Here is a 26038-nt window from a genome sequence, read left to right as displayed (position 1 = left end):
CGCATATGTGATCTCCAGTCCCTAGCTGTGTACTGTCTAGCAGCGGCGTCGTGGCGGAGTCAATGGATCACGGGCCTTAACTGACGGTGTCCAACCTGGTACGGGACGGACCGAAGGCCGCCCTCGGGGCGGGTGAGTAGGTGACTCATGGACGATTCGTTGCGGGGCCTCCGCGCGCTGGTGACCGGATCCGCCTCCGGGATCGGCGCAGCGACGGCGGCCCGACTGCGGGCACACGGAGCCCAGGTGATCGGTCTGGACGTACGCCCGTCCGGGCCGGCGCCCGGCGGCATGAGCGAATTCGGGTCGATGGGCGACGCCGCCGCTTCGGGCCCAGCGGGCGACGACATCGTCGCGGACCTACGCGACGCCGAGGCGGTGACGGCCGCGGTGGCCGCGGCGGCCGCGACCCTGGGCGGGCTGGATGCCGTCCTGAACATCGCTGGCGTCTCCGCCGTCGGTGACGTCGCCGCGAACCCGGACGAGGAGTGGGCCCGGGTGCTCGACGTCAACGTGGTGGCGATCGCCCGGGTGTCTCGGGCCGCCCTACCGCACCTGCGTCGATCCGACAGGGCGAGCATTGTCAACGTCGCATCGATCGCGGCGACCGCAGGCCTTCCGCAGCGTGCCCTCTACAGCGCCAGCAAGGGCGCGGTACTGGCGCTCACCAGGGCGATGGCCGCCGACCACTGTGGCGAGAACATCCGGGTGAACGCGGTCAGCCCCGGGACCGTTGCCACCCCGTGGATCGACCGGCTGCTCAGCGGCGCAGCCGACCCCGAGCGCGGACTGGCCCAACTCGTGGCGCGGCAGCCGATGGGCCGGCTGGCCACCGCCGACGAGGTGGCGGACGCGATCTGCTACCTGGTGTCGCCCGCAGCGTCGTTCCTCACTGGAACAGCCATCGAGGTCGACGGCGGAATGGCCGGCCTACGGCTCCCGCCACGGCATTGACCGAGCCGCGTGTCCACCTCGGGCGTCCTGCGTGGCCCACCCATCCGCGGAACCCGCCTCGACTCGTCCAGGCGGCCGACCGCGCCGACGAAGAGTGCGCGTTCGGGCAGGTCAGCCCTCCTAGAATGGGTCAATGGTGTGGGCGCACGAGCGCGCGCCGGTGCCCGGCACAGGCCGTGAGCATACGCAGCCGCGGCCGGGACGGTTGGCGGGCCTCGCCGCTCTGCAACGCAGCGCCGGCAACCGTGCCGTCAGCGGCCTGCTGGCTCAGCCACCTCCGGTGCAGCGTCAGCACCCGCCCAGAGGCGATGTCCCGGCGCCGGGCCCCGCGTTGGACGCCGAGTCCGAGAGGGCGTTGTCCGCTGCGGGCCTGCTCATCACCGACGAGGACAGGCAGCTCCTGGCGCGCGGATTCCCCCAGGGACTCGCCGTCGGGGCCGCGCAACCGGTCATCCTGGGCATGCGGTTCGGGGACCGGTTCGACGGTGCGCGCGTCACCCGGTTCGAGATACGGCCCAGAGCGGCCACGCCTGCGCAGCCCGGCGTACAGGCTTTCTTCTTCCAGCCGGACGCAAAGGGACGGGCGGTCCTGCTCTCCTCCATTGGAGGTGGAGGCAGCATCCTCTTCGACGCGGGGTCGGGCAACTCGTTCAGCGCGACCGCCCCGAGCGTGCAACGACTGGTCCAGTCGGTCGGCGCGTTCACCCGGGCGCAGGCCACGGTACCGGAGCGGGTCGTCGTCTCCCACGCCGACGCCGACCACTACAACGCGGTCCGCGCGCTGCTGACCGACGCCCGGTTCTCCGCGACAGCGGTCGAGGTCACGGTGCAGCAGTTGCGCACCGCCGAAGGCGGCGCGTGGAAGGTGTCGAGCCTGACGGTCCAACCCGGCCAGCAGCTCATCGAGATCAACGTCGGCGGGACGACCGGCGGGGTGCACATCCAGCGACGCGTGATCGGCAACATGGAGCTCACCACCTACCGTTCGGTGGCAGCGCATGACGCGCTGACCCGTCCGGGGGCCGGCTTCAACCGAAACGCCAGCAGCCCGGTCGTCGTCGTGCACGACATGGTCAGCGGCGAGCGCATGGTGTTCACGGCAGACGCGGACGGCCACCAGTTCACCGAGATCGTCAACTCGATCGGCGCCGACGCCTTCCGGCGGATGCTCGGGGGGCCCGGGCGCAACCTGCGGTTGATGGAGGTTCCGCACCACTTCGGCGAGCAGGCCGGCGCCGACAACACCGCGGGGTTCCTGCGGATGCTGGAGCTGGCCTACGAGTCCGGTGGAGACGCGTTGCGCCTGGTGGCGCAGACCACGCAGAGTTTCTCGCAGACCAGCCGTCAGGCTCGCAGCCGGACCTTCAACTTCCTCAACACAGCCGGGCTCTCGCCGGAGGCGATCGGCGGCGATCCCTCACCGCCGGGACAGGCTCAGGCGACCCGCGCGACCGGCGGCCGGCTGGAGCGGGTGACGGTCAACATGGCGGGACTGCAGCTCGCCGCGCAGGAGATCCAGCGCGGCAACACGTCGCTTCGCAACGCGTACGGTGGGCTGGCCGAGATCGCCGACCTCCGCGCCGCCGCCGAGTCGCTCAGGGCGGCGTACGGCGCGAGTGCCGCGCCGGGCTCGTTGACCGCCTCGGTCACCGCGACGGAGACCAGCCTCAACACCCTGGAGACCGACCTTCGCGCGTCGACGGCCCGTTACTGGACCGAGTTGCACGCTGCGGCGACCGCTGCCGGAGGCGTGAACAGCTCCGCGAACCTGACCCAGGCGACGGCCGCGTTGGCGCAGATCAACACCCAGGTCCAGGCCCAGCGCGCCGCTCTGGCGCGGGAACGGTCGAACCTGGAAGGGCACCAGAGAGGCATGAATCTCTACCAACGGATGCACCTCAACGCGGTGCAGATGATGGCGGCGGTAGAGGCTGAGAACGTCAATGAGCTGTTCCGCTGCCGGGCGGTGCACACCGAGCTGATACGCAACGCGCGCGGCGTGCTCGGCACCGCCGTGGTGGACGAGCACGTCCGGACCGCGATAACCGCGGTCCGCGCGGAATGGACGCCGGAGCTGGAGAGGGCGACCGCGGAGGGATCAGCACGGCTGGCCCGCCGCGCGATGAGCGCCGAGCTGCGTTCCGTGCTCGTGGAGTCGCTGGCCCGGCAGATGCAACTCAACCAGCTCGCGGAGAGCGCCATGCACGGGGTGCGCCAGGCGTACCGGCCGGACGGCACGGTGTACACGCCGGTGCGGACCCGGGTCGGAGGGGCCGTCCTGCTCGGCCTCGAGGTGGTGCGGATCGGGTTGGACGCGGCGGACACCTACCGGCGGGCCAGCGAGGCGAGATCGGCCCGCACCGCGGCCAGCAGGCATATGGGCGTGGCGACGTGGAACTGGTGGATGACGCGTGGCGTCGACCCCGTGCTGGCCCTGGTGAAGCGAAGCGCGTGGAGTGGGTGGAACCGGGTGCCGATCACCGACCAGAGTCTCGTGCAGCAGGCCGCCCGCAGCGACCAGCGGCCCAGCGGCGTACCGGAGTTCGACATGGTCGTGGTCACCGCGTTCGCCGGCTCGGACCTTCGCCGGCTGCTGGTCCGGATGATCGCGGAGTTGACCACTCTGGCCGACTGGCACGCCTTCAACTCGAGCCTGCCCGGGGGACCCGCGTTCAAACGCTTCGACAACGGCTGGGGAATCCGCGCCTGGAAGGACGACAACACCGACTACGCGTACTTCCGCGTCGACGACCTCGAGGCAGGCCTCAGCGCGCGGCTCGACCAGCTACACCAGCATCTCGAAGCGGGCCAGCAGCACCGGATCGACGAGGCGCTGCTCGCGGCGGGGCCGCGCCAGGTACGCACGGCCAAGGACACCGCAGTGTTCGGCAGCGACCGTGAGGTGCTGGTGTACGACGCCGCCGGCCGTCTGCGGGCGATCGACTTCGACGACACGAGACCGAGGCTGCTGCACCGGGGGAGGTCCGAGTACCCGGCGAATGCCCGCGGGCCGCTGGAGGTGGTGGCAGCCGCCGACCTGCCCACCTACCGGCGGCTGTCCCAGTTCTTCTGGGTCGAGCGAACGGGCCGCAAGTCATGGGACCGCAGCGGAAACATCGACGACGAACTGGCCATCGCCTCCAACGGAGAGGGGCGGGGTTACGTCCGACCGGGCGAGCTGGTCACGCTGGACGGGCCGGACCCCTACGAGGAGGCCCGGCGCCGGAGCGGCGGGAACCCGTAGACCGCGAACCGACGGCACCCTACCCGCTCACGGTTCGCCTGGCCGGGCGACGGGCCGTGTTGGGATCGCCCGTCGCCTGGCAAGAGTGCCGGTCAGGGCTTGGCCGATGGTACGAGCGGTTCCTCGTGTCCGGCCTGCTCGGCGGAGGGTGTCGGGGGGTGTGGCGTGGGACGATGAGGGTGATGAGCGCGGCGCTGAGCGTGAGGCCGAGGGCGTGTCCGTTGGTGAAGGCTTTGGGCGTTGCGATGTGGCCGGTGCGGTTGCTGGGCGGCGTGCCGAGGGCCGCGAGTCCGAGTGAGGCGCCGATCTGGCGTGAGCTGTTGAGCAGGCCGGAGGCGGTGCCGGTCTCGTGCGGCGCGACGCGGCCCACACCCGACGGACCCCGGCCACGCACCCTGGCCGACCTGACCGCCCACGCCGCCACACGACGACCTTTCATCGGCTCATCAGGGTGCCGCCCGACGCACCCTCCCGACCCCGGGCAGGTCAGACTCTGGGGCATGGAGTTCTTCTGCTACCACCGCGACCGCCTCGGCTCGGTGGCACTGCGCCACGATCTGCTGGAGGAGCACTGGTCCTACATGGACCGCTACTCGGCGGAGATAATCGCTCGCGGCCCGACCCTCGCCGACGACGGCACGCCCACCGGCAGCGTGCACATCGTCGACCTGCCCGACCCCACCGCCGCGCGGGCGTTCGCCTTCGACGAACCCGGCTACCAGGCCGGCGCGTACCGGGACGTGCTGCTGCGCCGGTGGCGCAACGTATTGGGGCGTACCATGTGGGACTTTCCCGGCGGAAGGACCGACGGCAACCGGTACCTGGTGCTCGGCCTCGGCGCGGGGCAGGCCGCCGACCTCGCGGTGCCGACCGACCGGGACGAGTTGATCGCGTACGGGCCGTTGCTGTCCGACGACGGCACCCTCTGGCTGGGTACGGCGGCGCTCGTCCGGGCACCGGATCCGGACCGGGCACGCGCCGTGCTGACCTCCAACCGGTACGCCGACATCGAGGTACACAACTGGCAGTTCGGCGGGCGGCGGTAACCACCCGAGGCTGACGTCAGCGCGTCGGCCCGACGTGGTTCTCGCGGACGCCGGCGAGGATGACGGCCGGTTGCCGGCACAGGCCACCGCCCGCATGACCCCAGGCCGTCAGCGGGTTGTCGCGGAGAGTGTTTCGGATCACTTTGGCCGGGGCCAACTGGCTTAGCGACTTGAAGAGGTCTTCAATTGCCTAGGCTGTCAGTCTGGCGAGAGGACGCGTGTGCTACCGCTCTACGAGAGGAAGGCGGAGTTCTTCCGCACGCTCGGGCATCCGGTGCGTATCCGGGTGCTGGAGCTGCTCGGTGACGGGCCGATGACCGTACGGGACCTGCTGGCGGACGTGGACATCGAGGCGTCGAGCCTGTCTCAGCAGCTTTCGGTGCTGCGTCGGGCAGGGATCGTGACGTCGAGGCGGGAGGGGTCGGCGGTGATCTACGCCCTCGCGGGGCCGGACGTCGCGGACCTCATGCGGGCTGCTCGTCGCTTCCTCACCGAGATGCTCGCGGGCCAGGCGGAGCTGCTCGAAAGCCTTCGAGGGGACCGAGACGACGCCGACGACGAGTCGCTGTCGGTCCCGCGGTGAGTCCCGCCGTGTTCGCCCGGTCGACCTGGCGGCAGGTCGCCGCGCTGCTGCCAGGGCGCGCGGACGTCGCGGCGATGCGCCGGCAGCCCCGCCGCGACCTGGTCGCCGGGCTCACCGTCGCGGTGGTGGCGCTGCCGTTGGCGCTGGGATTCGGGGTGTCGTCCGGTCTGGGGGCCGCCGCGGGCCTGGTGACGGCGATCGTGGCCGGCACCCTCGCCGCGTTGTTCGGCGGATCGAACCTGCAGGTGTCGGGGCCCACCGGGGCGATGACCGTGGTGCTGGTGCCGATCGTGGGGCGGTACGGGCCGGGCGGCGTGCTCACCGTCGGAGTGATGGCGGGCCTGATCCTGCTGGCACTGGCCCTGCTCCGCGCCGGGCGGTACGTGCGCTACGTTCCGGCGCCGGTGGTGGAGGGCTTCACCGTGGGCATCGCCGCGGTGATCTTCCTGCAGCAGGTGCCTGCCGCGCTCGGAGTGCCGGCCCCGGATGGCGAGAACGTCAGCGTGGTGGCCTGGCGGGCGCTGGTCGAGTTCGCCGGCCGTCCGCACTGGTCCGCGCTGGCCGTGGCGCTCGGGGTGGCGGCGGTGATGCTGGCCGGCGCGCGTTGGCGGCCCACGGTGCCGTTCTCGCTGATCATGGTGGCGGTGGCCACCGTGGTGGCGCAGCTGCTGTCGCTCGACATCGCCCGCATCGGCGTCCTGCCCGCCACGCTGCCCAGCCCGTCGCTGGGCTTCCTGGACCTGACCGTCGTGCCGACCCTGCTCACCTCGGCGCTGGCGGTCGCCGCCCTGGCCGCACTGGAGAGCCTGCTGTCGGCGACCGTCGCCGACGGGATGACGGTGAACCAGCGCCACGACCCGGACCGGGAGCTGTTCGGTCAGGGGGTGGCGAACCTGGTGACCCCGCTCTTCGGCGGCGTACCGGCGACGGCCGCGATCGCCCGTACGGCGGTCAACGTCCGCTCCGGCGCCCAGTCGCGACTCGCCGCGCTGACCCACGCGATCACCCTGGCGGTGATCATGCTGGCCGCCGCGCCGCTGGTGGCGTACATCCCGGTTGCCGCGCTGGCCGGGGTGCTGCTGGCCACAGCGGTGCGGATGGTCGAGGTGGGCTCGCTGGCCGCGCTGGCCCGCGCGACCCGCTCCGACGCGCTCATCCTGGCGCTGACCGCGGTGGCCACCCTCGCCCTGGACCTGGTTGCCGCCGTCGGGATCGGCCTGCTCGTCGCCGCCGCGTTGGCCATCCGCAAGATCGCGGGTGCGGCTCGGCTGGAGGAGGTCCCGCTCGACATCGCGGACCATCACCTCGAGGAGGCCGCCCTGCTCCGAGAGCACATCGTGGCCTACCGCTTCGACGGGCCGTTGTTCTTCGCGGCCGCCCACCGGTTCCTGCTGGAACTGTCCGAGGTGGCGGACGTACGGGTGATCATCCTGCGGATGTCGAGGGTGTCGACGATCGATGGCTCCGGCGCGCTGGTGTTACGCGACGCGATCGAGCGTCTCGAACACCGCGACATCACCGTCCTCGTCTCCGGTGTCCGCGCGGACCAGGAGAAGATCCTCGACGCGGTCGGCGTGCTCGACCGGCTGGGTGCGGCCGGGCGCGTCTTTCCCGGCACGGCAGAGGCGATCGACGCGGCGCGCGCCCATCTGCGTCGCACCGGCGTCCTGGCCGCCGCCACGCCGGACGTTGTCGACCCCGCCGTCCAGCCGTGACGGCGGAACCGCACCAGGAAGGCGAACGCGGAGATGGATCCGGCCCGACATGCGGCGTGGGACGCCTATCTGGCGGTACGGGTCGGCCTGCTGCCCGACCTTGAGCTCCTGCCGGTGCAGGATCGCAGAGTGGCCGCGAAGTTGGCCGGGCTCGCGGTTCGCCTCCGGCAGCAGGCCCCGCTGTGGCCCGCCTACGGCGACCGGCTCGTCGTCGTGGCCAGTCGCGCCCGCGAGCTGCAGCGCGCCGGCGATCGCACCAGCCTGACCGCGCTGCTGCGGGTCATGCTCCTCTGGCTGTTCAGAATCTCGCGGGGTGCCGCCCGGCTGCCCGGCAGCCAGCACTAGGGCATGACTCCTGGATCGTCGGCTCTGGTCCGGCTGTCCACGCCTGTCGTGAATGGACGGTATGGCCCACATTAGCCGGGATGTCCAGACCCCGACAGATCTCGGCGGTCGAGCCGGGATCCGAAGTAGGGGCCGGCCACCGGACGGCCGACACCCCTGTCGACCGCCGGCCGGCTACGGCCGCCCGTCGCGGAACATCCGCAGCCGGGTCAGGGTCCGCTCCTCGTCGCCCGGCATGTGCCCGTTGACGGCACGGCAGACCCAGCCCAGGCGCAGCGCCACCCGGGCGGCGGCCACCAGGTCGCCGGCGAACCGTTCGGCGTACGGCGCGAGGTACGCGTCCCGGAAGGGCGCGGTGTCGACGGAGTTCCAGACATCCTCCAGGCCCCACGCCAACCCACCTTCCAGGGTGACCGACAGGGTGAAGAACGGGTGCGACACGCAGGCGTCGCCCCAGTCCATCACCAGGTGGCGGCCGTCGCGGACGAAGACCTGGCCGTCGTGCAGGTCGTCGTGCTGCAGCAGCTCCGGCAGCCCGTACCCCGCGAGCTCTTCGCACAGGTCGGCCACCATCGGTGCCGCGTCGTGGAAGCGCCGGTCCGCGCCGACCTCGTCAACCAGGCGTTCGTACGCCTTCGGGAGGGTGGCGAGCCGCAGGTCGGGCACCCCCAGGGCGAGCAGGTCGTCGACGTCCTCGGCCAGGTCGAGCTGGACTCCGGCGTAGAGCGGCAGCACGTCCCGCCACCGATCCAGGCTCTGCTCGCGCTGCGTCACCACTCGCAGCGTCTCCCCCGCGTCCGCCATCAGCATCCAACCGGCGGCACTGTCAGCGGCCAGCAGCGGCGGCACCACGTCGGGACGGCGGGCGGCGATCCGCCGCACGACGTCGCCCTCGTGCCGTAGCGTCTCGGTGTTGGCCTTGAACCAGACGTCACCGCGGTCCGTCGGTACCCGCAGCACCGTCGACCACGGGTAGACGTGCGGCTGGACGGGCGGACCGGTCCGCGTCACCGCGAGTTCGCCGAGCCGTTCGTCGATCCAATCCTGCACCCGGGTCAGCCACTCCGGATCGCGCCAGCGCATGTCGTCCACGGCCGGGATGCTAGTGATGCCCGGGTGCCGGGCAACACTCCTTTCCGCCCGACCGGGGCTCAGCAGCAGTGACGCGGCGACGGGAAGGACTCGGCAAGTCGCACGGCGGGTGGACCACCGGGCACCGGTGCTGGCATGGCGTCTTTCCGCCATGCCAGCACCGGTGGACGTCCGACCGGAACGCCGACCACTCCCAGTTCCTGGCCCCGAGATCAGTTGGCGGGCTTGCCGAACCAGCGGGAGAGGTGATCGTTCAGGTCCTGCTGATCGTCGCCGATCCAGGCGACGTGGCCGTCGGGGCGTAGCAGGACGCACGGGGCATCCAGCACCGCGGTGGGGTCCCCGAGGTGATCGACCCGGTCCGACCAGCCGCCGACGGTAAGGCGTTCGGTGCGGTCCAGCAGCAGGCCGCGGCCGTGATGCAGCAGACCGTAGAGGTGGCCCTGTTTCACGTCGATGTCGCGCAGGCGGCGGCCCAGCAGGTCGGGGCCCGCACCGAGGTCGTAGCGAATGCCGATGGCGGTGATCTTTTCGATCAGATAGCGGTTGACCTCGTCGAAGTCCATCAGTTCGGTGAGCAGCCTGCGCACGGCCTGCGGGCCCGGTTCGGTGGAGTGCAGTTCCATCTGGGCGCGGGTGTTGTCCAGCACGTCCTCGGCGACCGGACGGCGTTCGGCCTGGTAGGTGTCCAGCAGTGTCTCCGGCGCCCAGCCGCGGATCTGCGCGGCCAGTTTCCAGCCGAGGTTGAATGCGTCCTGAACGCCCAGGTTGAGGCCCTGTCCGCCGGTGGGTGGATGGATGTGTGCCGCATCGCCGGCCAGCAGTACCCGCCCGACCCGATAACGTTCGGCCAGCCGGGTGGCGTCCCCGAAGCGGGACAACCAGCGCGGCGAGTGTACGCCGAAATCGGTTCCGGCGATGGCGCGCAGCTGTTGTTTGAAATCATCGAGGGTGGGCGGTTCCGCGCGATCGCTGACCCCCGCGGCGGGGACCACGACGCTGTAGACCCCTGCGCCGAAGGGCCGGAGCCAGAACCGTTGACGGGTCTCGCCGATTCCGGTCACCCTGGCGGCGATCTCCTCCTGCGACACACCCACTTCCATCTCGCCCATCAGCGTCTCGGCCCGCGAGGGCTCGCCGGGGAAGCCGACGCCGAGCAGTTTGCGCACCGTGCTGCGCCCGCCGTCACAGCCGACGAGGTAACGCGAACGCAGCTGTTCCCCGTCGGCCAGCTCGACGGTCACACCCTCGTCGTCCTGCTTGAGACCGGCCACCGCACAGCCGCGCCGGACCTGCGCGCCCAGGTCGATCGCGTGTTCTTCGAGCAGGTGAACGATGACCGGCTGCGGGATGCCCAGCAGATAGGCGTACGCGGAATCCAGGCCCTTGGGCGCGGGCTTGGGGATGGCGGCGAAGAAGCCACCGGCCGGACGCTTTCTTCCGTGTTCGAGCATGCGCTCCAACAGCCCGCGCATTGCCATCAGCTCAATACTGCGAATGTGCAGGCCGACGATGCGGACGAACGAGACGGGCTCGGTTTCCTTCTCCAGAACGAGTACCCGTACATCGTGCAGCCGCAGTTCGGCCGCGAGCATCGCACCAGTCGGCCCACACCCGGCAATGATCACGTCGAACGTGAGGTGCGGGCGATCGGCGCCGGAGGCCGGCGTTGGGAGTCCGGGGACGTCACCCGCGATGGCGTCGCGCTCGACCATATCGTTCGACGACGGCTCGGCGGTGAACTGTGCAGAGTGCATAGGTGTTGCCCTTCGGGAGTGCCTTGTTGGCGAGGCGCTCCCGGCGACACCTATGTCAATGGCCCGACCGCGACGGAAAGGGAGAGCACCCACATCGATACAGCGTTCATGGGTCTCACCTCCTCGGGCGGCGTCACGGTCGGTGGCAGGCTACAAGCCCGAGCATCGTCCCGTCCAGGCCTTTTCTCCGCCAGGTGATCACGCTCAGATCGCCCAACCGTTCGACGCCGTCCGTCAAGGGGGGCGCTCCGTTGGAGGCATCGGCGGGCGCGACGCCAGCCCGCCGGACCGACCGCCCACGGCCTCGACATGATGGGTTCTGAAGGAGCAACGCCGGTGCCGACAGCGGCCCCTGGAAGGGGCCGGGAGTGTCGCTCGTGGACGGCGAGGCCGCCGGCGCCCGAAGCCTTGACGGCATGGCCCGCCGTACGAGAGATGGGCCGGCGGGCCATGCCGGTCTACGAGCCGTCGCGTGGCGAGGAAGCCACGTTCGGCGAGTGCTCCGTCGGCCGGGGGCCGCGGGTGGTCGATCGCCGGGCTGACCGAACCAGGCGCACCGACGCCGGTGCGGCGGTCGGCCTCCCGGCGCCCTCACGACTTGCCGACTTTAGCAAGTCGTTAGATCTAATCTGGTTGCCGGTCGACAGGACGAGGAGCCGGCTCACGCCGGGCCCGTCCGAGTGGATGAGGGGCGGCTCGTAGCGTGTCTCCCCAGAAAGGGGTGGGCCCGTGAGTACGCCGCTGTATCAGGCCAAGGCCGAGTTCTTCAAGACGTTGGGGCATCCGGCACGGATTCGCGTGCTGGAACTTCTCGCGGAGCGGGAACACGCGGTGTCGGAGTTGCTGCCGCAGGTGGGCATCGAGGCGGCGCACCTGTCGCAACAGTTGGCGGTGCTGCGCCGGGCGAACCTGGTGGTGACCCGCAGGGACGGTTCGACCGTCTACTACTCGATGGTCAGCCCGCAGGTGGCGGAGCTGCTGGCGGTCGCACGGCGGATCCTGACCGAGGTGTTGAGCAGTCAGGCCGAACTACTGGGTGATCTGCGCGCCGCCGAGCGGACCGACCAGGCGTGAGCGAGCCCTTCGGAGCGGCCGCGGGGACGGAACAGCAGGGGTGACGGGAATCCGAGTGCCTTGACACCGCCAACTAAGGTTAGGTTAACCTAACCGCATGAGTGGTGGGGGTAGCCGCGCCGAGGGACTTCGGGGCGTGGGCCTGCGTCTGGGCTACCACGGCGCGACCGTGGTGCACGATGCGGCGATCACGCTGCGGCCCGGCGCGGTGACGGCGCTGGTGGGACCGAACGGCAGCGGCAAGTCCACGCTGCTGCGCGGGTTGGCCCGGCTGCACCCGCTGGAGCGGGGCGAGGTTCTGCTCGCCGACGGCACCTCGGCCCGCACCCTGTCCGCCCGGGACTTCGCCCGCCGGGTCACCCTGCTCGCCCAGAGCCGCCCCACCCCCAACGGGGTCACCGTGCGGGACGTGGTCGGCTACGGGCGGCACCCCTACCGGGGTCGGTGGCGGGCCGACGACCCCGACGGCCCGGTCGCGGTCGATCGGGCCATGACGGTCACCGGCGTCGCCGCCATGGCGGACCGGCCGGTCGACGAGCTCTCCGGTGGGGAGTTGCAGCGGGTGTGGCTGGCCACCTGCCTGGCTCAGGACACCGCCGTGCTCCTGCTCGACGAGCCGACCACCTTCCTCGACCTGCGTTACCAGGTGGAGATCCTCGACCTGATGCGGGACCTGGCCGACACCGGCGACATCGCCGTCGGGGTCGTCCTGCACGACCTCAACCAGGCCGCCGCCGTCGCCGACGACGTGGTGCTCCTGCACCGCGGGCGCGTCCGGGCCGCCGGCGCACCGCGGAACGTGTTCACCGAGGACGCCCTCACCGAGACGTACGGAATCCGCATCGAGGTGACCGTCGACCCGATGACCGGGCTGCTGTCCACCCGGCCCGTCGGGCGGCACACCACCCGGGCCGTCGCCTGACCTCGTCAACCGATCCACGAACAGAGAAGAAACCCATGATGCGTACGCGTGCGGCCATCCTGGCCGCCGCCGCCGCGCTGCTGCTCAGCGCCTGCGGCACCACCGAGAACCCCGCCCCCGAGCCGTCCTCCTCCGACGCCGCGCCCAGCGGCCCGGTCACCGTCACCGACAGCCGTGGCCAGAGCATCACCCTGAAGGCCCCGGCCACCAAGGTCGTCGGACTGGAGTGGGGTGAGGTCGAGATGCTGGTCGGCCTCGGCGTCATGCCGGTCGGCGTCGCCGATCCCAAGGGGTACGCCACCTGGGTCAGCGCCGCCAAGCTCGACCCGGACGTCAAGGACGTCGGCACCCGGGGTGAGCCCAGCGTCGACTCGATCGTCGCGTTGCGGCCCGACCTGGTGGTGATGGAGGCCGAGCGGGGCTCCGCGCTGGTCACCCAGCTCGAGAAGTACGTGCCGGTGCTGGTTACCAGGGGCAGCGACGCCTCGGACAATCTCGGCCGGATGCGGTCCGACCTCCACATGATCGCCGCCGCGACCGGAAAGACCGCCGAGGCGCGAGAACTCCTCGCCGACCTCGACGCCGCCATCGCCGACGGGAAGAAGAAGATCGCCGACGCCGGCGCGGCCGGCCAGCAGTTCGCCATCGCCGACGGCTGGAAGGAGGGCAGCACGGTGTCGATCCGGATGTTCGGCCAGGGCGCGTACGTCTCCCAACTCGGCATCCAGCTCGGCCTGAAGAACGCCTGGACCGGCAAGACCGACGAGACGTGGGGGCTGGGCCAGACCGACGTCGAGGGGCTGACCGTCCTCAAGGCACAGAACCTGCACTTCTTCTACAACGCCTCGGACGGCGACGACGTCTTCGCCGACGGGCTCGCGGGCAACGCGATCTGGAAGTCGCTACCGTTCGTGCAGCAGCACAAGCTGCACCGGATGCCGGACGGCATCTGGACCTTCGGCGGCCCGCTCTCCGCCATGCAGTACCTCGACCAGTTCGTGAAGGTCTACGCGGCTTGAGCCGGCTCAGCACACCAAACCGGTCGGAGCCGGCCACCCGGCCGGCCCCGACCGGGCCAATCTCCCGCCGCCGGGTCGCCGGCGTGTTCGCCCTCGCCGCCGCGCTACTCGTGCTGGTCGCGATGGCGCATCTCACCCAGGGCACCTCCTCGGTCGGGGCGCTCGACCTGCTGCGCCTGCTCACCGGCGCCGACGACGAAACCGCCCGGGTCCTGGTGGCCTCCCGCATCCCCCGGCTGCTCGCCGGGCTGGCCGTCGGCGTCGCGCTGGGCTTCGCCGGGGCCGCCCTCCAGTCGCTGACCCGCAACCCGCTCGCCTCCCCGGACACCCTCGCGGTCAACGCGGGAGCGCACCTGGCGATCGTCGCCGCGGCGGCGTTCGGGCTCGCACTGCCGGCGTTGCCCGCCGGCGGGCTCGCGTTCGGCGGTGGGCTCGCCGCGGCCGGGCTGGTGCTGGCGCTGTCAGGCGGCGGTCAGGCCGCCACGACCCGGCTGATCCTCGCCGGCTCGGCGACCGCGATGGCCCTCAGCTCGCTCACCATGCTGCTGATGCTCCTCTTCGAACAGGCCACCATCGGCCTCTTCGCCTGGGGCAACGGCTCGCTCGTGCAGGCCGACCTGGCGGCCTTCACCCAACTCGCCCCGGTCATCGGCCTCGCCGTCGTGCTGCTCGTGGCGCTCGGGCACCGGCTGGACATCCTCGCCCTGGGCGACGACACCGCCACCGTGCTCGGGCTGGACGTGCGGCGTACCCGGCTCACCGTCGTCCTGCTCGCCGTCCTGCTCTCCGCCGCCGCGGTGACCCTGGCCGGACCGATCGGCTTCGTCGGGCTCTGCGCCCCGGTGATCGTACGGCTGCTCGGCCGGGTGCTGCCCGGGGTGCACCGGCACCGGATTCTCCTGCCGCTGTCGGGCATCGTCGGGGTGGTCATCGTGCTCGGCTCCGATGTGCTGCTGCGGGCCGTGCTCGGCGGCCAGGCCGGCGTGGACGTGCCGACCGGCGTGGTCACCACCCTCTTCGGCGCGGCGCTGCTGGTCTGGCTGGCCCGACGGCACCGGGACGCCGGTCCGACCCGCCGGCCCCCGGGCGGACACGCCGCCGTCCGGTCCCGCGCGTTCCACCTCACCGTGGTCACGGTCTGCGCGGCGGCGGCCGTCGGGGCGGTGGTGCTCGGCATGCTCGCCGGGGACACCTGGGTGCTGTTCGGCGACATCGTCAACTGGGTGCGGGGGCGCACCGGTCCGGCGTACACCTTCGTGCTGGACCAGCGGTGGCCGCGGGTCGCGGCGGCGGCGCTGGCCGGCGCGGCGCTCGCGGTGGCCGGCACCACCGTGCAGGCGGTGTGCCGTAACCCGCTCGCCGAGCCGGGCATCCTGGGCATCACCGGCGGAGCCGGGATCGGTGCGGTATCCCTGCTGACCTTCGCCCCGCTGGCCGGGGTGGCCGCCATCTCCGGGGCGGCCGGCGTCGGCGCGATCGTGGCGTTCGCCCTGGTCTACGGCCTGGCCCGGCACCGCGGCCTCAGCTCCGACCGGCTCGTGCTGATCGGCTTCGCCGTCTGGCAGGGCGGCACCGCGATCATCACCTTCATCATCGTCACCTCGGACCCGTGGAACACCGGCAAGGCGCTGACCTGGCTCTCCGGCTCCACCTACGGGCGCACCGCGCCGCAGGTGCTGCCGGTGGCGATCGCCCTGCTGCTCAGCATCCCGGCGGTGATCGCGGCCCGCCGGGAACTCGACCTGCTGGCGTTGGACGACGACACGCCCCGGGTGCTCGGGGTCCGGCTGGAACGCGCCCGGCTGCTCGCCCTGGGCGCGGCGGCGCTGCTCACCTCCACGGCCGTCTCGGCGGTCGGCGTGATCGGCTTCGTCGGCCTGGTCGCCCCGCACGCGGCGCGGGCCCTCGTCGGCGGCCGGCACTCCCGGGTGCTACCGGTCGCGGTGCTGCTCGGGGCGGTCGTGGTCAGCCTCGCCGACACCCTCGGCCGCGCCGCCATCGCGCCCGCCCAGATCCCCGCCGGACTGGTCGTGGCCATGATCGGCACCCCGTACTTCGTCTGGCTGTTGTGGCGCTCGCGCGCCACCCCGGCCCGCCCCCGATGAGATCCTGTCCACCGTACGGCGGGGCCGCCGGACGGTCGGCAGCCGCTTGAGGAAGGCTGTCATGCCGAGCACTGTCTCCGTCGCGCCCTGGCGCGTCTTCCACGTCGAGGTCCGCGCGCTGCGTCGGGTCAGCCCGTCGTTCCTACGCGTCACCTTCACCGGAGCGGACCTGGACCGGTTCGCCGACAACGGCTACGACCAACGGATCAAGCTGGCGCTGCCGCTGCCCGGCAGCCGGGTGGCGGAGCTGCCGGAGGGGCCCGACTGGTACCAGCGGTGGCGGGAGCTGCCCGTCGAGCGGCGCAGCCCGGTCCGCACCTACACGGTCCGCGCGGTCCGTCCACAGGTTCAGGAGGTGGACGTGGACCTCGTCCTGCACGGCGACGGCGGGCCGGCGACCCGCTGGGCGCGGCGGGCCCGGCTCGGCGACCGGCTCGCCCTGGTCGGGCCGGACGCCGGCTACCCGGGTCTGCACGGGGGCGTCGAGTTCCACCCGCCACGGGGCGGGACGCTGCTGCTCGCCGGGGACGAGACCGCCGCGCCCGCGATCTGCGCGATCCTGGAACGGCTCCCGGCGGAGGCATGCGGCCACGCGCTGGTCGAGGTGCCCGATCCGGGGGACGCGCTGCCGGTGACCGTGCCGGCGGGTGTCTCCGTGACCTGGCTGGCCAGGACCGGCGGCGAACACGGCAGCCGCCTGGTGCCGGCCGTGGCGGCGCTCGCCGCCGAGCTGCTGCCGGCCGCCCTCCCGGCTCTCGCGCCAGCGGTCGCCGGCGGCCCCCGGGCGGTGACCGACGTGGACGTGGACCGGGAGATCCTCTGGGAGGTGCCGCCGTCTTCCGCCCCCGCACCGTTGTACGCGTGGCTGGCCGGCGAGGCGGGCGTCATCCGTCGACTGCGGCGGCATTTGGTCGCCGAACGTGGCCTCGACCGGGGCGCGGTGGCGTTCATGGGCTACTGGCGGCTGGGCCGCGCCGACTCCTGAACGGGGCTCGACCCCGGCCCGCTGACCCGGGCCGGGGCCGGGCCGGGGCCGGGTCGGGTCAGCGGTCCAGGAAGAGGAGCTGGGCGCGCTTGTCGGGCAGGTCGATCTGCGGCCCGGGTACGAATCCGGCCCGGATCAGCCGGGCGATGGCACGGTCGTTGCGGGCGTCCGGCTCGGCCACGATCCGCCGGCGGCTCGGCTCGGCCAGCACGAACTCCAGGAAGGCGGCGAGGACGACGCCGGTGAAGCCCCGCTCGGCGCCGCCGTCCGGCGGGGCGACCATCAGATGGATGCCGAAGTCGCCGGGCCGGACGTCGTAGCACTCGCCCACCGGGTCGGCCGCCGGCTCGTACGTCTGGAACAGCCCCACCGGGCGGCCGTCCCGGTGGATCAGGTATGCGTGGTGGGTGGTCAGCGAGTCCAGGTAGGAGTAGATCTCCCGTACCCGCGCCCGGCTGGCATCGCGCATCCCCCAGAACCGGGCGCGGTCCCGGGTCACCCAGTCGTGGATCAGGTCGGCGTCGGCGGCCGGGTCGACCGGGCGGATCAGCACCTCCCCGAAGCCGTCGACGTGCCGCAGCCAGGTCGGGTCAGTGGTCGTGGTCATCGCTTTCCTCGGTGAGCCGGTGCCAGTCGGTGACGACCGGGATGAGGCCGCCGCGCAGCCAGTACGGCGACTGGTCACGCTGGTGCGGGTCGCCGGGCACCCCGGAGGCTCCGAACGGGACGACCCATCGACTGTCGTCGCGTCGGGCGAGGTCCCAGACGTAGCGGGCGGCGGAGGCCCGGAAGCAGTGGTGGGTGACACCGGGCACGCTGGAGGTGGCCAGCACGCAGTCGTGGTCGCCGGAGAGGCCGGGGGTCGGCGCCGCCGGGTCGGGCAACGCCTGCCAGGGGGCGAGCCGGTGCAGTTCGCCCCACGACACCGGGGTCGCGTCCGCCGCCTCCTCGACGGCGGCGCGGGCCGCGTCGGCCAGGTCGGCGGCGGGCAGCAGATCGGCCCGCAACAGGGTCTCCAGGGCGAGGCCGACCCTGGACGCCAGCCCCAGCCACGGCTGGAAGATCGGCGGGTGGCGCGACAGGTCGGCCAGCGGGGCCAGCGCCGGGTGGGCGACCAGGCGACGGACCAGGGCGGCGCGTACGGCGGCGAAGGCGGCGGCGTCGACGCTGTCGGCGCGCATCTCCCGGTCCCAGCGGAGCAGCCGGCCGCGTAGCGCGACCGCGGCCGGGCTGAGCCCGTCCAGGCCGGCGAGGAGGGTCAGGAGCGGTTCGGCCGACGCCAGCCGGGTGTCGGTGTGGACGCTGGTCAGTTCCCCGGCCGACCAGTCCTTGCGGCCGGTCAGCAGTTCCCGGATCCGGTCCGCCCGGTGCGGTGGGGCGAACTCGACGCCGAGCGGCGCGGCGATCCCCCGCTCGTTCGCCATCACGGCGAGGTCGGCCACGTCGGCACGGGGCATGGCGTGCCAGCCGCGCCACTCGTGCCCGGCTTCCCAGGCCGGTACGACCAGCAGCCGGTTGGTGCGGTCGCGGACCGGCACGGCTCCGGCGACCCGGTGCAGCAGGCCGCCCGCGGTGTCGGCGGCGAGCACCACGTTGACCGGTTCCACCCAGTGGTCGCAGGCGGCGTCCACGTCGGCGACCCGGGTGGCGGCGAGCAGGGCGGGCAGCGCGGCGAAGCCGAGGTCGCCGCGGACCCGGGGCGGGTACCGGAGGCTGATCGCCAGGTCGGCGTCGGGCCCGCCGGCGACGACGGGGCCGCGGTCGGTCTCGATCACCTCGATGTCGATCGGGTCGCCGCCGGCCACCTCGACGGTCTCGACGTGGGCGTCGGCGGGCCGCCAGCCCTCGGGGCCGAGCGCCTCGACCGTGCCGTCCCGGCGGCGCAGCCGTTCGGCGTAGAGGTCCTGGTAGTCGGCCACGGCGTTGGTGATCGCCCAGGCCACCGTGCCGGTGTGGCCGAAGTGGGCGATGCCGGGCACGCCCGGCACGGCGAGACCGACCACGTCGTACGCCGGGCAGGCGAGCCGGATCTGCTGGTAGATGCCCGGGTCCTCGATGTAACGGTGCGGGTCACCGGCGACGATCGGCGCGCCGCTGGCGGTGCGGGTCCCGGTGAGCAGCCAGCCGTTGCTGCCGGAGGTGCCCGGGCCGTCGGTGGCGAAGCAGTCAACCGCGTGTTCGCCGAGGCGCCGGGCGACCTCGGTGCGCCAGAGCTTGGCCGGAAAGCCGGCGAAGAGGACGTGGTGGGTGAGCCAGACGGCCAGCGGGGTCCAGGGCAGCCACCGGCCGGGGGCCAGCCCGGTGACGGCGAACTGCGGGGCCCGCCGGGCACCGGCGGCGAGGCCGGCGTTGACCCCGTCGACGTACGCGCCCAGCCAGGCGGCGGTGTCCGGGTCGAGGTTGTCGTGGCAGCGGCGGGCGGTGTCGGCCAGTCGGGCCTGCCGGGCGAACCGGTCCCAGTCGACGGCCTCCGGGCCGAGGAAGGACGCGCTGCTCCCCTGTGACCGGTGCCGTTCCACCTCGATCTGCCAGGTCCGGTCGAGGGCGGTGACGCGGCCCTGGGCGAAGGCCAGCGTACGGGGGTCGGCGGCCCGCAGGTGGGGTATTCCCCACGGATCGCGGTAGACCCGATGCGTCAACGCCACTCCCCCATCTATTAGGTTTGCCTAACCTACGAAATCTCCATGGCGCATGCAATCGCGCGCGACGCGATGACTCCCCGCGAGGCGGCGGCAACTCCTTGACGGGAAGTTAGGTTAGGGTAACCTAACTTTCGCTCGTGCCGGCGGCCCGTTCCGGGTGGTCGGTTTGGGCGTTCCGTCGTGTCCACGCGACCGCTGAGGAAACCCATGAACCTGCAGGGGCAGCCTGCCGAGGCCGCACCGACGAGCGGCCCGTCGATGGCCATCCGCGCGCACCTGTTCCACCAGGGCACGGTCGACCACTACCGGCACCTGCTGGCCGTCGCGGTCGACCGGGTGGCCCACCGGGTGGCCAATGTCGACCGCCCGTTCAGCGGGATCACCCCGGCCCGACTCGCCCCCGAGGTGGACCGGGTCGACCTGGACCGGCCGCTGGCCGACCCGGCCGCCGCCCTCGACGAACTGGAATCGGTCTACCTGCGCGACGCGGTGTGGTTCCACCACCCCCGCTACCTGGCACACCTCAACTGCCCGGTGGCGATCCCGGCGCTGCTCGGCGAGGCGGTGCTCAGCGCCGTGAACTCCTCCCTGGACACCTGGGACCAGAGCGCCGGCGGGACGCTGATCGAACGCCGCCTGATCGACTGGACGGCCGACCGGATCGGTCTCGGCCCCACCGCCGACGGGGTTTTCACCAGCGGCGGCACCCAGTCCAACCTCCACGCGATGCTGCTGGCCCGGGAGGAGGCCGTGGCGGCGGTGCCGCGACCGCGCGAGGAACTGCTGCCCCGGCTGTGCATCCTCACCTCCGAGGCCGGGCACTTCAGTGTGCAGAAGTCGGCGAAGCTGCTCGGGCTGGCCCGGGACGCGGTGGTCACCGTCGACACCGACCCCGACCGGCGGATGCGGACCACCGCGCTGGCCCACGAGATCGCCCGTTGCCGGCGGGACGGCCGGCTCGTGATGGCCGTGGTCGCCACCGCCGGTACCACCGACTTCGGCACCATCGACCCGCTGCCGGCCGTCGCCGAGCTGTGCCGGGCCGCCGGGGTCTGGCTGCACGTCGACGCCGCGTACGGCTGTGGGCTGCTGGTCTCGCCGACCCGCCGGCACCTGCTCACCGGTATCGAGCGGGCCGACTCGGTGACCGTGGACTTCCACAAGTCCTTCTTCCAGCCGGTCAGCTCCAGCGCGCTGCTGGTCCGCGACCGCGCGGTGCTGCGCCACGCCACCTACCACGCCGACTACCTCAACCCCGAGCGGATGGCCGAACAGCGCATCCCCAACCAGGTCGACAAGAGCCTGCAGACCACCCGCCGCTTCGACGCCCTCAAACTCTGGCTGACCCTACGGATCATGGGCCCGGACGCGATCGGGGCGCTCTTCGACGAGGTGCTCGACCTCGCCGCCGACGCCTGGCGGCTGCTCGCCGCCGACCCCCGTTTCGAGGTGGTGACCCGGTCGCAGCTGAGCACCGTGGTGTTCCGGTACCTGCCGGCCGAGCACCACCTGGCCGACGACGCCAACCTGTACGCCCGCGAGGCGCTGGCCGCCTCCGGCGCCGCCCTGGTCGCCGGCACCAGGGTCGACGGCGCGCACTACCTGAAGCTCACCCTGCTCAACCCGGAGACCACCGTAGACGACATCGCCCACGTCCTCGACCTGGTCGCCGCCCACGCGAGCCGGTACGTCCAGACGAAGAGCGCTGACGTCCCCGCGCGCCCCTGCCACGTCGGCTGACCGGCCGCGTCTTCGTCCCCGCGTCCCCCGCCTGGAGAAAGAGCCACATGTCCACCACCCACGACTTCATCGCCATCGGCCTGGGCCCGTACAACCTCGGGCTGGCCTGCCTGGCCGAGCCGATCGCCGACCTGGACGGTGTCTTCCTGGAGGCCCGGTCGGAGTTCGACTGGCACCCCGGGATGCTGCTGGAGTCGAGCCGGCTCCAGACGCCGTTCATCGCCGACCTGGTCAGCCTGGCCGACCCGACCTCGCCGTACTCCTTCCTCAACTATCTGAAGGAGTCCGGGCGGCTCTATCCGTTCTACATCCGGGAGAGCTTCTACCCGCTGCGCCAGGAGTACAACGACTACTGCCGCTGGGCGGCCGGGAAGCTGCCGGGCCTGCGCTTCGGCCACGAGGTCACCTCGGTCGAGCACCACGACGGGGGCTACACCGTCCGCGCCACCGTCGCCGCGAGCGGGGAGACGGTGACGTGTCGCGGGCGGCACCTGGTGCTGGGCACCGGCACCCCGCCGTACCTGCCGCCGGCCTGCGCGGGGCTCGGCGGCGAGGTGATCCACAACTCGCGCTACCTGGAGCACCGGGACGCGCTGCGGGCCAGGGACAGCATCACCGTCGTCGGCAGCGGACAGAGCGCGGCCGAGATCTACCACGAACTGCTCACCGAACTCGGCAACCACCACTACCAGCTCAACTGGGTGACCCGGTCGCCGCGCTTCTTCCCCCTCGAATACACCAAGCTCACCCTGGAGATGACCTCCCCCGACTACGTGGACTACTTCCACGCCCTGCCCGAGCCGACCCGCTACCGGCTGGAGTCGGAGCAAAAGGGCCTGTTCAAGGGGATCAACGCCGACCTGATCAACGACATCTTCGACCTGCTCTACGCCCGCAGCCTGGCCGGGCCGGCGCGTACCCGGCTGCTCACCAACACCGAGCTGACCAGCGCCCGGTACGACGAGTCGACCGGCCGCTACACGCTCGGCCTGCGCCACGTCGAGCAGGAGCGGGACTTCACCCTGGACACCGCGGGACTGGTCCTGGCCACCGGCTATCACTACCAGGTGCCGGAGTTCCTGGCGCCGGTGCGGGACCGGATCCGCTGGGACGAGCACGGCCGATTCGACGTGGCCCGCAACTACACCATCGACCATGCCGGACGGGAGATCTTCCTCCAGAACGGCGGCACCCACACGCACAGCATCACCTCACCCGACCTGGGCATGGGCCCGTACCGCAACTCCTGGATCATCCGGGAGTTGACCGGACGGGAGCACTACCCGATCGAGCGGCGCACCACGTTCCAGGAGTTCGGCGTACCGGCGGGGGCGGCGTCGTGACCACCGTCGTCTACCGCCGTACCGACCCGCGGCTCGGGGCGTTCGCCCTGCGTACGCTCGACCCGGACGCGGACGCCGCGCTGCTGCACGGCTGGGTGACCCACCCGAAGGCCGCGTTCTGGATGATGCTCGACGCCGACCCGGCCCGGGTCGCGCACGAGTACCGGCGCATCCACGCCCACCCGCACCACGACGCCTTCGTCGGCCTGTGGCGGGACCGCCCGGCCTTCCTCGCCGAACGGTACGACCCCGCGCACGTCGAACTGGTCGGCCTGCACGACGCGGCGGAGGGTGACGTCGGCATGCACTTTCTCTGCGCACCCACCGGCACACCGGTGCACGGCTTCACCCTCGCCGTGATCACCACGGTCATGGCCTGGCTCTTCGCCGACCCGGCGACCCGGCGGGTGGTGGTGGAACCGGACGTGCGCAACAGCAAGGTGCACGCCCTCAACGCCGCGGTCGGCTTCACCGTGCTCGGCCCGGTCGCCAAACCGGAGAAGGACGCCCTGCTCAGCGTCTGCACCCGCGCCATGTTCGAGAACGCCACCGGCCTGACCACCGGCGGTCCGGCCGTCCCCGGAGGAGCCCCCGCGTGAACCCCGTCCACTCCCCCGCGACCGACCCGTCGCCCGCCCCGGACCGGTCGGTCGCGCACCTGAGCCCGGAGCACTGGGACCGCGCCAACCGGCTGCTGGTCCGCAAGGCGCTGGCCGAGTTCGCCCACGAGCGGCTGCTCACCCCCGAGCCGCTCGACGCCGACCGGTACGTGGTGCGCAGCGACGACGACACCGTCGAATACCGGTTCACCGCCCGGATGCTGGCCCTGGAGCACTGGCACGTCGACCCGGACAGCATCACCCGACACCGGGACGGGTACGAGCTGCCGCTGGACGCCCTGGAGTTCTGCACCGAACTGCGCGGCGCGCTCGGCCTCTCCGACCAGGTGCTGCCGGTCTACCTGGAGGAGATCACCTCGACACTGGCCGGTACGGCGTACAAGCTCAGCCGACCGCCGGTGCCCGCCGCCGAACTGGCCCGAGCCGACTTCCAAACCATCGAGACCGGCATGACCGAGGGGCACCCCTGCTTCGTCGCCAACAACGGGCGGCTCGGCTTCGGGCTTCGCGACTACCACCGGTACGCCCCGGAGGCCGGCCGGCCGGTCCGCCTGCTCTGGCTGGCCGCGCACCGCGACCACGCCACCTTCACCTGCACGGCGGACCTGGACTACGACACCCACATCCGGCAGGAACTCGGTGGCGAGACCCTGGCCCGGTTCGCCGCCACCCTCACCGACCTCGGTCTCGACCCGGCCCACTACCTGCTCCTCCCGGTCCACCCGTGGCAGTGGTGGAACCGGATCTCGGTCACCTTCGCCGGCGAGGTGGCCACCCGTCGGCTGGTCTACCTCGGCGAGGGCCCGGACGAGCATCTCGCCCAGCAGTCGATCCGGACCTTCTTCAACGTCACCGCGCCACACCGGGACTACGTCAAGACCGCCCTGTCCGTGCTGAACATGGGTTTCCTGCGCGGACTGTCCGCCGCGTACATGGCGGCGACCCCGGCGATCAACGACTGGCTCGCCGACCTGCTCGACGGCGACGACCTGATCAGATCCACCGGGCTGACGATCCTGCGGGAACGCGCCGCGATCGGCTACCGGCACCGGCAGTTCGAGGCGGCCACCGACCGCCACTCCCCCTACCGGAAGATGCTCGCCGCGCTGTGGCGGGAGAGCCCGGTGCCAAGCCTGGAGCCGGGGCAGCGGCTGGCCACCATGGCGTCGCTGCTGCACACCGATCGGGACGGCCGCTCGCTGGCCGCCGCGCTGATCGCCGAGTCCGGACTGCCCGCCGAGGAGTGGCTGCGCCGCTACCTGGACGCGTACCTGGTCCCGCTGCTGCACGCCTTCTACGCGTACGACCTGGCGTTCATGCCGCACGGCGAGAACGTCATCCTGGTGCTGAACGGCGGGCGCGTGGCACGGGTGATCTTCAAGGACATCGCCGAGGAGATCGTGGTGATGGACCCGGCGGTGCCCCTGCCCGAGCGGGTACGCCGGATCCAGGCGGACGTCCCGGAGGACATGCGACTGCTGTCGATCTTCACGGACGTGTTCGACTGCTTCTTCCGGCACCTGGCCGCGCTGCTCGCCACCGAGGGCGTGCTGACCGAGGAGGCGTTCTGGCGGACCGTGGCCGGCTGCGCCGTCGACTACCGCGACCGGGTGCCCCACCTGGCCGACCGGTTCCGGCGGTACGACCTCTTCGCCGACGAGTTCGCCCTGTCCTGCCTCAACCGGCTCCAGCTCCGCGACAACCAGCAGATGGTCGACCTGGCCGACCCCTCCGCCGCCCTGCAACTCGTCGGCACCCTCCGCAACCCCATCGCCGCCTGGGTCCGGTCGGCCCGTACGGGCGGCGGCTGACCCGGCCCGGCAGGGGAATCCGGGCCTCCCCTGCCGGGCGGGCCTCCCCGATCAGCCGCCCAGGGCGAGATCCGCCACCTCGGCGGCACACCCCCAGGCCAGGGTGACCCCCGCCCCGCCGTGCCCGTACGCGTGCACGAGCCGGCTGCCGGCCGGGCCCGCCGGGTCCGGGTCCACCTCGACCCGGGGGCCGCCGTGCCGGGCCGGCCGCAGCCCGATCCGCTCGCCGAGCACCGGCGCGTCGGCCAGCTCCGGCACCAGCGCCACGCACCGGCGCCGGATCGCCGCCGCCGTGTCCGGGTCGGGCGCGGTGTGCCCCACCCCGGGCTGGTACGTGCCGCCGAGCACCACGTCGTGCCGGCGCGGGTGCACGTAGGTGATCCCGGCCGGGTCGTCCTCGTCGCGCACCGAGACGGTCAGCCCCGGGTTCGCCACCAGCACCAGATGCCCGCGCACCGGATGCACGGCCGGGTCGGCGGCGAGCCGGCCCGCGGCCAGCCCGGTCGCGTTGACGACCACCGGCGCGGTGGCGAACGCGTCGGCCAGCTGCCGCACCCGACGGCGCAGCACCCGGCCGCCGCCGGTCTCCAGCCGCTGCCGCAGCCAGGCCAGGTACGGCGTCATCTCCACCGTCGGCGCGGTGAACCGCAGCAGCGCCGTGTACGGCGGCCGCGCCGGCTCGGCCACCAGGTCCCCGCACGCCTCCGCCCACCACGGCGGACCGGCGTACGGGTGGCGCAGCAGCATCCGGGTCGGCCGGTCGACCACCCCCGGCACGCCGTCCGCCGCCTGGCGGCCCAGCTCCGTGTGCGTCTCCGCCGCCCAGCGCAGCACCCGGGGGTCCTGGTCGGTGTGGGTCGGGTACCAGACCGCGGCGGCCACCGTGGACACCGTGTCCGCCGGGTCGTCGGCGGCCAGCACGGTCACCCGCGCGCCCCGCTGCTGAAGGGTCACCGCGGCCGTCAGCCCGACGATCCCGCCGCCGACCACCACCACGTCCGTCGCTGCCGTCATCATCCGCTCCCCTCGCTCGTGCCGTTG

General features: G+C 72.4%; 20 protein-coding genes. 15 read left to right on the top strand and 5 right to left on the bottom strand.

What is annotated here, in order from left to right; translation table 11 throughout:
• Positions 1-147: 147 nt before the first annotated feature.
• The 6 genes from GA0070604_RS14170 to GA0070604_RS14140 all read left to right on the top strand — a co-directional run bounded on the left by GA0070604_RS14170 (position 148) and on the right by GA0070604_RS14140 (position 7887).
• Positions 148-954, top strand: a complete 807-nt coding sequence (locus GA0070604_RS14170; protein ID WP_091118379.1) for an SDR family NAD(P)-dependent oxidoreductase — start codon at positions 148-150, stop codon at positions 952-954.
• 355 nt (positions 955-1309) lie between these two features.
• The gene (locus GA0070604_RS14165) at positions 1310-4198 is read left to right on the top strand and encodes a ComEC/Rec2 family competence protein (RefSeq protein ID WP_141721292.1); all 2889 of its coding nucleotides are present in this window, start codon (positions 1310-1312) and stop codon (positions 4196-4198) included.
• Positions 4199-4698: 500 nt separating this feature from the next.
• Positions 4699-5244, top strand: coding sequence for a YciI family protein (locus GA0070604_RS14155; protein WP_091118377.1), 546 nt, complete (start codon positions 4699-4701; stop codon positions 5242-5244).
• A 220-nt stretch (positions 5245-5464) separates the two neighbouring features.
• Positions 5465-5827, top strand: a complete 363-nt coding sequence (locus GA0070604_RS14150) for an ArsR/SmtB family transcription factor (RefSeq protein ID WP_091118376.1) — start codon at positions 5465-5467, stop codon at positions 5825-5827.
• Between the two features lie 74 nt (positions 5828-5901).
• A complete protein-coding gene (locus GA0070604_RS14145; RefSeq protein WP_091127115.1) occupies positions 5902-7542 on the top strand; it encodes a SulP family inorganic anion transporter in 1641 nt (546 codons plus the stop codon).
• A 33-nt stretch (positions 7543-7575) separates the two neighbouring features.
• A complete protein-coding gene (locus GA0070604_RS14140; RefSeq protein ID WP_091118375.1) occupies positions 7576-7887 on the top strand; it encodes a hypothetical protein in 312 nt (103 codons plus the stop codon).
• Positions 7888-8061: 174 nt separating this feature from the next.
• Here the strand turns inward: GA0070604_RS14140 and GA0070604_RS14135 are convergent, their stop codons facing one another.
• Positions 8062-8979, bottom strand: a complete 918-nt coding sequence (locus tag GA0070604_RS14135) for an aminoglycoside phosphotransferase family protein (protein ID WP_141721291.1) — start codon at positions 8977-8979, stop codon at positions 8062-8064.
• A 212-nt stretch (positions 8980-9191) separates the two neighbouring features.
• Positions 9192-10736, bottom strand: coding sequence for a rifampin monooxygenase (gene rox, locus GA0070604_RS14130; protein ID WP_091118373.1), 1545 nt, complete (start codon positions 10734-10736; stop codon positions 9192-9194).
• Positions 10737-11465: 729 nt separating this feature from the next.
• Between rox and GA0070604_RS14120 the strand changes: the two genes are divergently transcribed.
• From GA0070604_RS14120 to GA0070604_RS14100, 5 genes are all read left to right on the top strand, one after another.
• Entirely contained in the window at positions 11466-11810 is a 345-nt protein-coding gene (locus GA0070604_RS14120; protein ID WP_091118371.1) for an ArsR/SmtB family transcription factor, read from the top strand.
• 97 nt (positions 11811-11907) lie between these two features.
• Positions 11908-12732, top strand: a complete 825-nt coding sequence (locus GA0070604_RS14115) for an ABC transporter ATP-binding protein (RefSeq protein ID WP_091118370.1) — start codon at positions 11908-11910, stop codon at positions 12730-12732.
• Between the two features lie 35 nt (positions 12733-12767).
• The gene (locus tag GA0070604_RS14110; protein WP_091118369.1) at positions 12768-13751 is read left to right on the top strand and encodes an ABC transporter substrate-binding protein; all 984 of its coding nucleotides are present in this window, start codon (positions 12768-12770) and stop codon (positions 13749-13751) included.
• Entirely contained in the window at positions 13748-15856 is a 2109-nt protein-coding gene (locus GA0070604_RS14105; protein ID WP_091118368.1) for an iron ABC transporter permease, read from the top strand. Before GA0070604_RS14110 ends, GA0070604_RS14105 begins: the two co-directional genes overlap by 4 nt.
• Before the next feature lie 61 nt (positions 15857-15917).
• A complete protein-coding gene (locus GA0070604_RS14100) occupies positions 15918-16841 on the top strand; it encodes a siderophore-interacting protein (RefSeq protein ID WP_091118367.1) in 924 nt (307 codons plus the stop codon).
• Between the two features lie 58 nt (positions 16842-16899).
• Here the strand turns inward: GA0070604_RS14100 and GA0070604_RS14095 are convergent, their stop codons facing one another.
• Both GA0070604_RS14095 and GA0070604_RS14090 read right to left on the bottom strand, forming a co-directional pair.
• Positions 16900-17448 (bottom strand): GNAT family N-acetyltransferase, encoded by a 549-nt coding sequence (locus GA0070604_RS14095; RefSeq protein ID WP_091118366.1) that lies wholly within the window; start codon positions 17446-17448, stop codon positions 16900-16902.
• Positions 17432-19480, bottom strand: coding sequence for a penicillin acylase family protein (locus tag GA0070604_RS14090; protein ID WP_091127114.1), 2049 nt, complete (start codon positions 19478-19480; stop codon positions 17432-17434). Before GA0070604_RS14090 ends, GA0070604_RS14095 begins: the two co-directional genes overlap by 17 nt.
• 210 nt (positions 19481-19690) lie before the next feature.
• Here GA0070604_RS14090 and GA0070604_RS14085 point away from each other — a divergent pair, with 210 nt between their 5' ends.
• Genes GA0070604_RS14085 through GA0070604_RS14070 form a run of 4 tightly spaced genes read left to right on the top strand, consistent with a single transcriptional unit; the run spans position 19691 to position 24997 of the window.
• Positions 19691-21223: a pyridoxal phosphate-dependent decarboxylase family protein gene (locus tag GA0070604_RS14085; RefSeq protein ID WP_091118365.1), complete on the top strand. Its 1533-nt coding sequence runs from the start codon at positions 19691-19693 to the stop codon at positions 21221-21223.
• A gap of 47 nt (positions 21224-21270) precedes the next feature.
• A complete protein-coding gene (locus GA0070604_RS14080; RefSeq protein WP_091118364.1) occupies positions 21271-22566 on the top strand; it encodes a lysine N(6)-hydroxylase/L-ornithine N(5)-oxygenase family protein in 1296 nt (431 codons plus the stop codon).
• Positions 22563-23165, top strand: a complete 603-nt coding sequence (locus GA0070604_RS14075; protein WP_091118363.1) for a GNAT family N-acetyltransferase — start codon at positions 22563-22565, stop codon at positions 23163-23165. The genes GA0070604_RS14080 and GA0070604_RS14075 overlap by 4 nt, the downstream gene beginning before the upstream one ends.
• Entirely contained in the window at positions 23162-24997 is a 1836-nt protein-coding gene (locus tag GA0070604_RS14070; protein ID WP_091118362.1) for an IucA/IucC family protein, read from the top strand. The genes GA0070604_RS14075 and GA0070604_RS14070 overlap by 4 nt, the downstream gene beginning before the upstream one ends.
• Before the next feature lie 51 nt (positions 24998-25048).
• On the opposite strand, the gene GA0070604_RS14065 is transcribed toward GA0070604_RS14070, so the two are convergent.
• Positions 25049-26011: an FAD-dependent oxidoreductase gene (locus GA0070604_RS14065; protein WP_208602046.1), complete on the bottom strand. Its 963-nt coding sequence runs from the start codon at positions 26009-26011 to the stop codon at positions 25049-25051.
• Positions 26012-26038 lie beyond the last annotated feature (27 nt).

Source organism: Micromonospora eburnea, assembly GCF_900090225.1.
GTDB lineage: Bacteria > Actinomycetota > Actinomycetes > Mycobacteriales > Micromonosporaceae > Micromonospora > Micromonospora eburnea.
The sequence above is the reverse complement of the archived record's forward strand: the minus strand, read 5'-3'. Positions and strand labels throughout refer to the sequence as shown.

Coding starts and splice junctions, on each gene's coding strand:
- GA0070604_RS14145 (WP_091127115.1), top strand. CDS start 5,902: ATGCGCCGGCAGCCCCGCCGCGACCTGGTCGCCGGGCTCACCGTCGCG.
- GA0070604_RS14095 (WP_091118366.1), bottom strand. CDS start 17,448: ATGACCACGACCACTGACCCGACCTGGCTGCGGCACGTCGACGGCTTC.
- GA0070604_RS14115 (WP_091118370.1), top strand. CDS start 11,908: ATGAGTGGTGGGGGTAGCCGCGCCGAGGGACTTCGGGGCGTGGGCCTG.
- GA0070604_RS14155 (WP_091118377.1), top strand. CDS start 4,699: ATGGAGTTCTTCTGCTACCACCGCGACCGCCTCGGCTCGGTGGCACTG.
- GA0070604_RS14100 (WP_091118367.1), top strand. CDS start 15,918: ATGCCGAGCACTGTCTCCGTCGCGCCCTGGCGCGTCTTCCACGTCGAG.
- GA0070604_RS14110 (WP_091118369.1), top strand. CDS start 12,768: ATGATGCGTACGCGTGCGGCCATCCTGGCCGCCGCCGCCGCGCTGCTG.
- rox (WP_091118373.1), bottom strand. CDS start 10,736: ATGCACTCTGCACAGTTCACCGCCGAGCCGTCGTCGAACGATATGGTC.
- GA0070604_RS14080 (WP_091118364.1), top strand. CDS start 21,271: ATGTCCACCACCCACGACTTCATCGCCATCGGCCTGGGCCCGTACAAC.
- GA0070604_RS14170 (WP_091118379.1), top strand. CDS start 148: ATGGACGATTCGTTGCGGGGCCTCCGCGCGCTGGTGACCGGATCCGCC.
- GA0070604_RS14065 (WP_208602046.1), bottom strand. CDS start 26,011: ATGACGGCAGCGACGGACGTGGTGGTGGTCGGCGGCGGGATCGTCGGG.
- GA0070604_RS14140 (WP_091118375.1), top strand. CDS start 7,576: ATGGATCCGGCCCGACATGCGGCGTGGGACGCCTATCTGGCGGTACGG.
- GA0070604_RS14085 (WP_091118365.1), top strand. CDS start 19,691: ATGAACCTGCAGGGGCAGCCTGCCGAGGCCGCACCGACGAGCGGCCCG.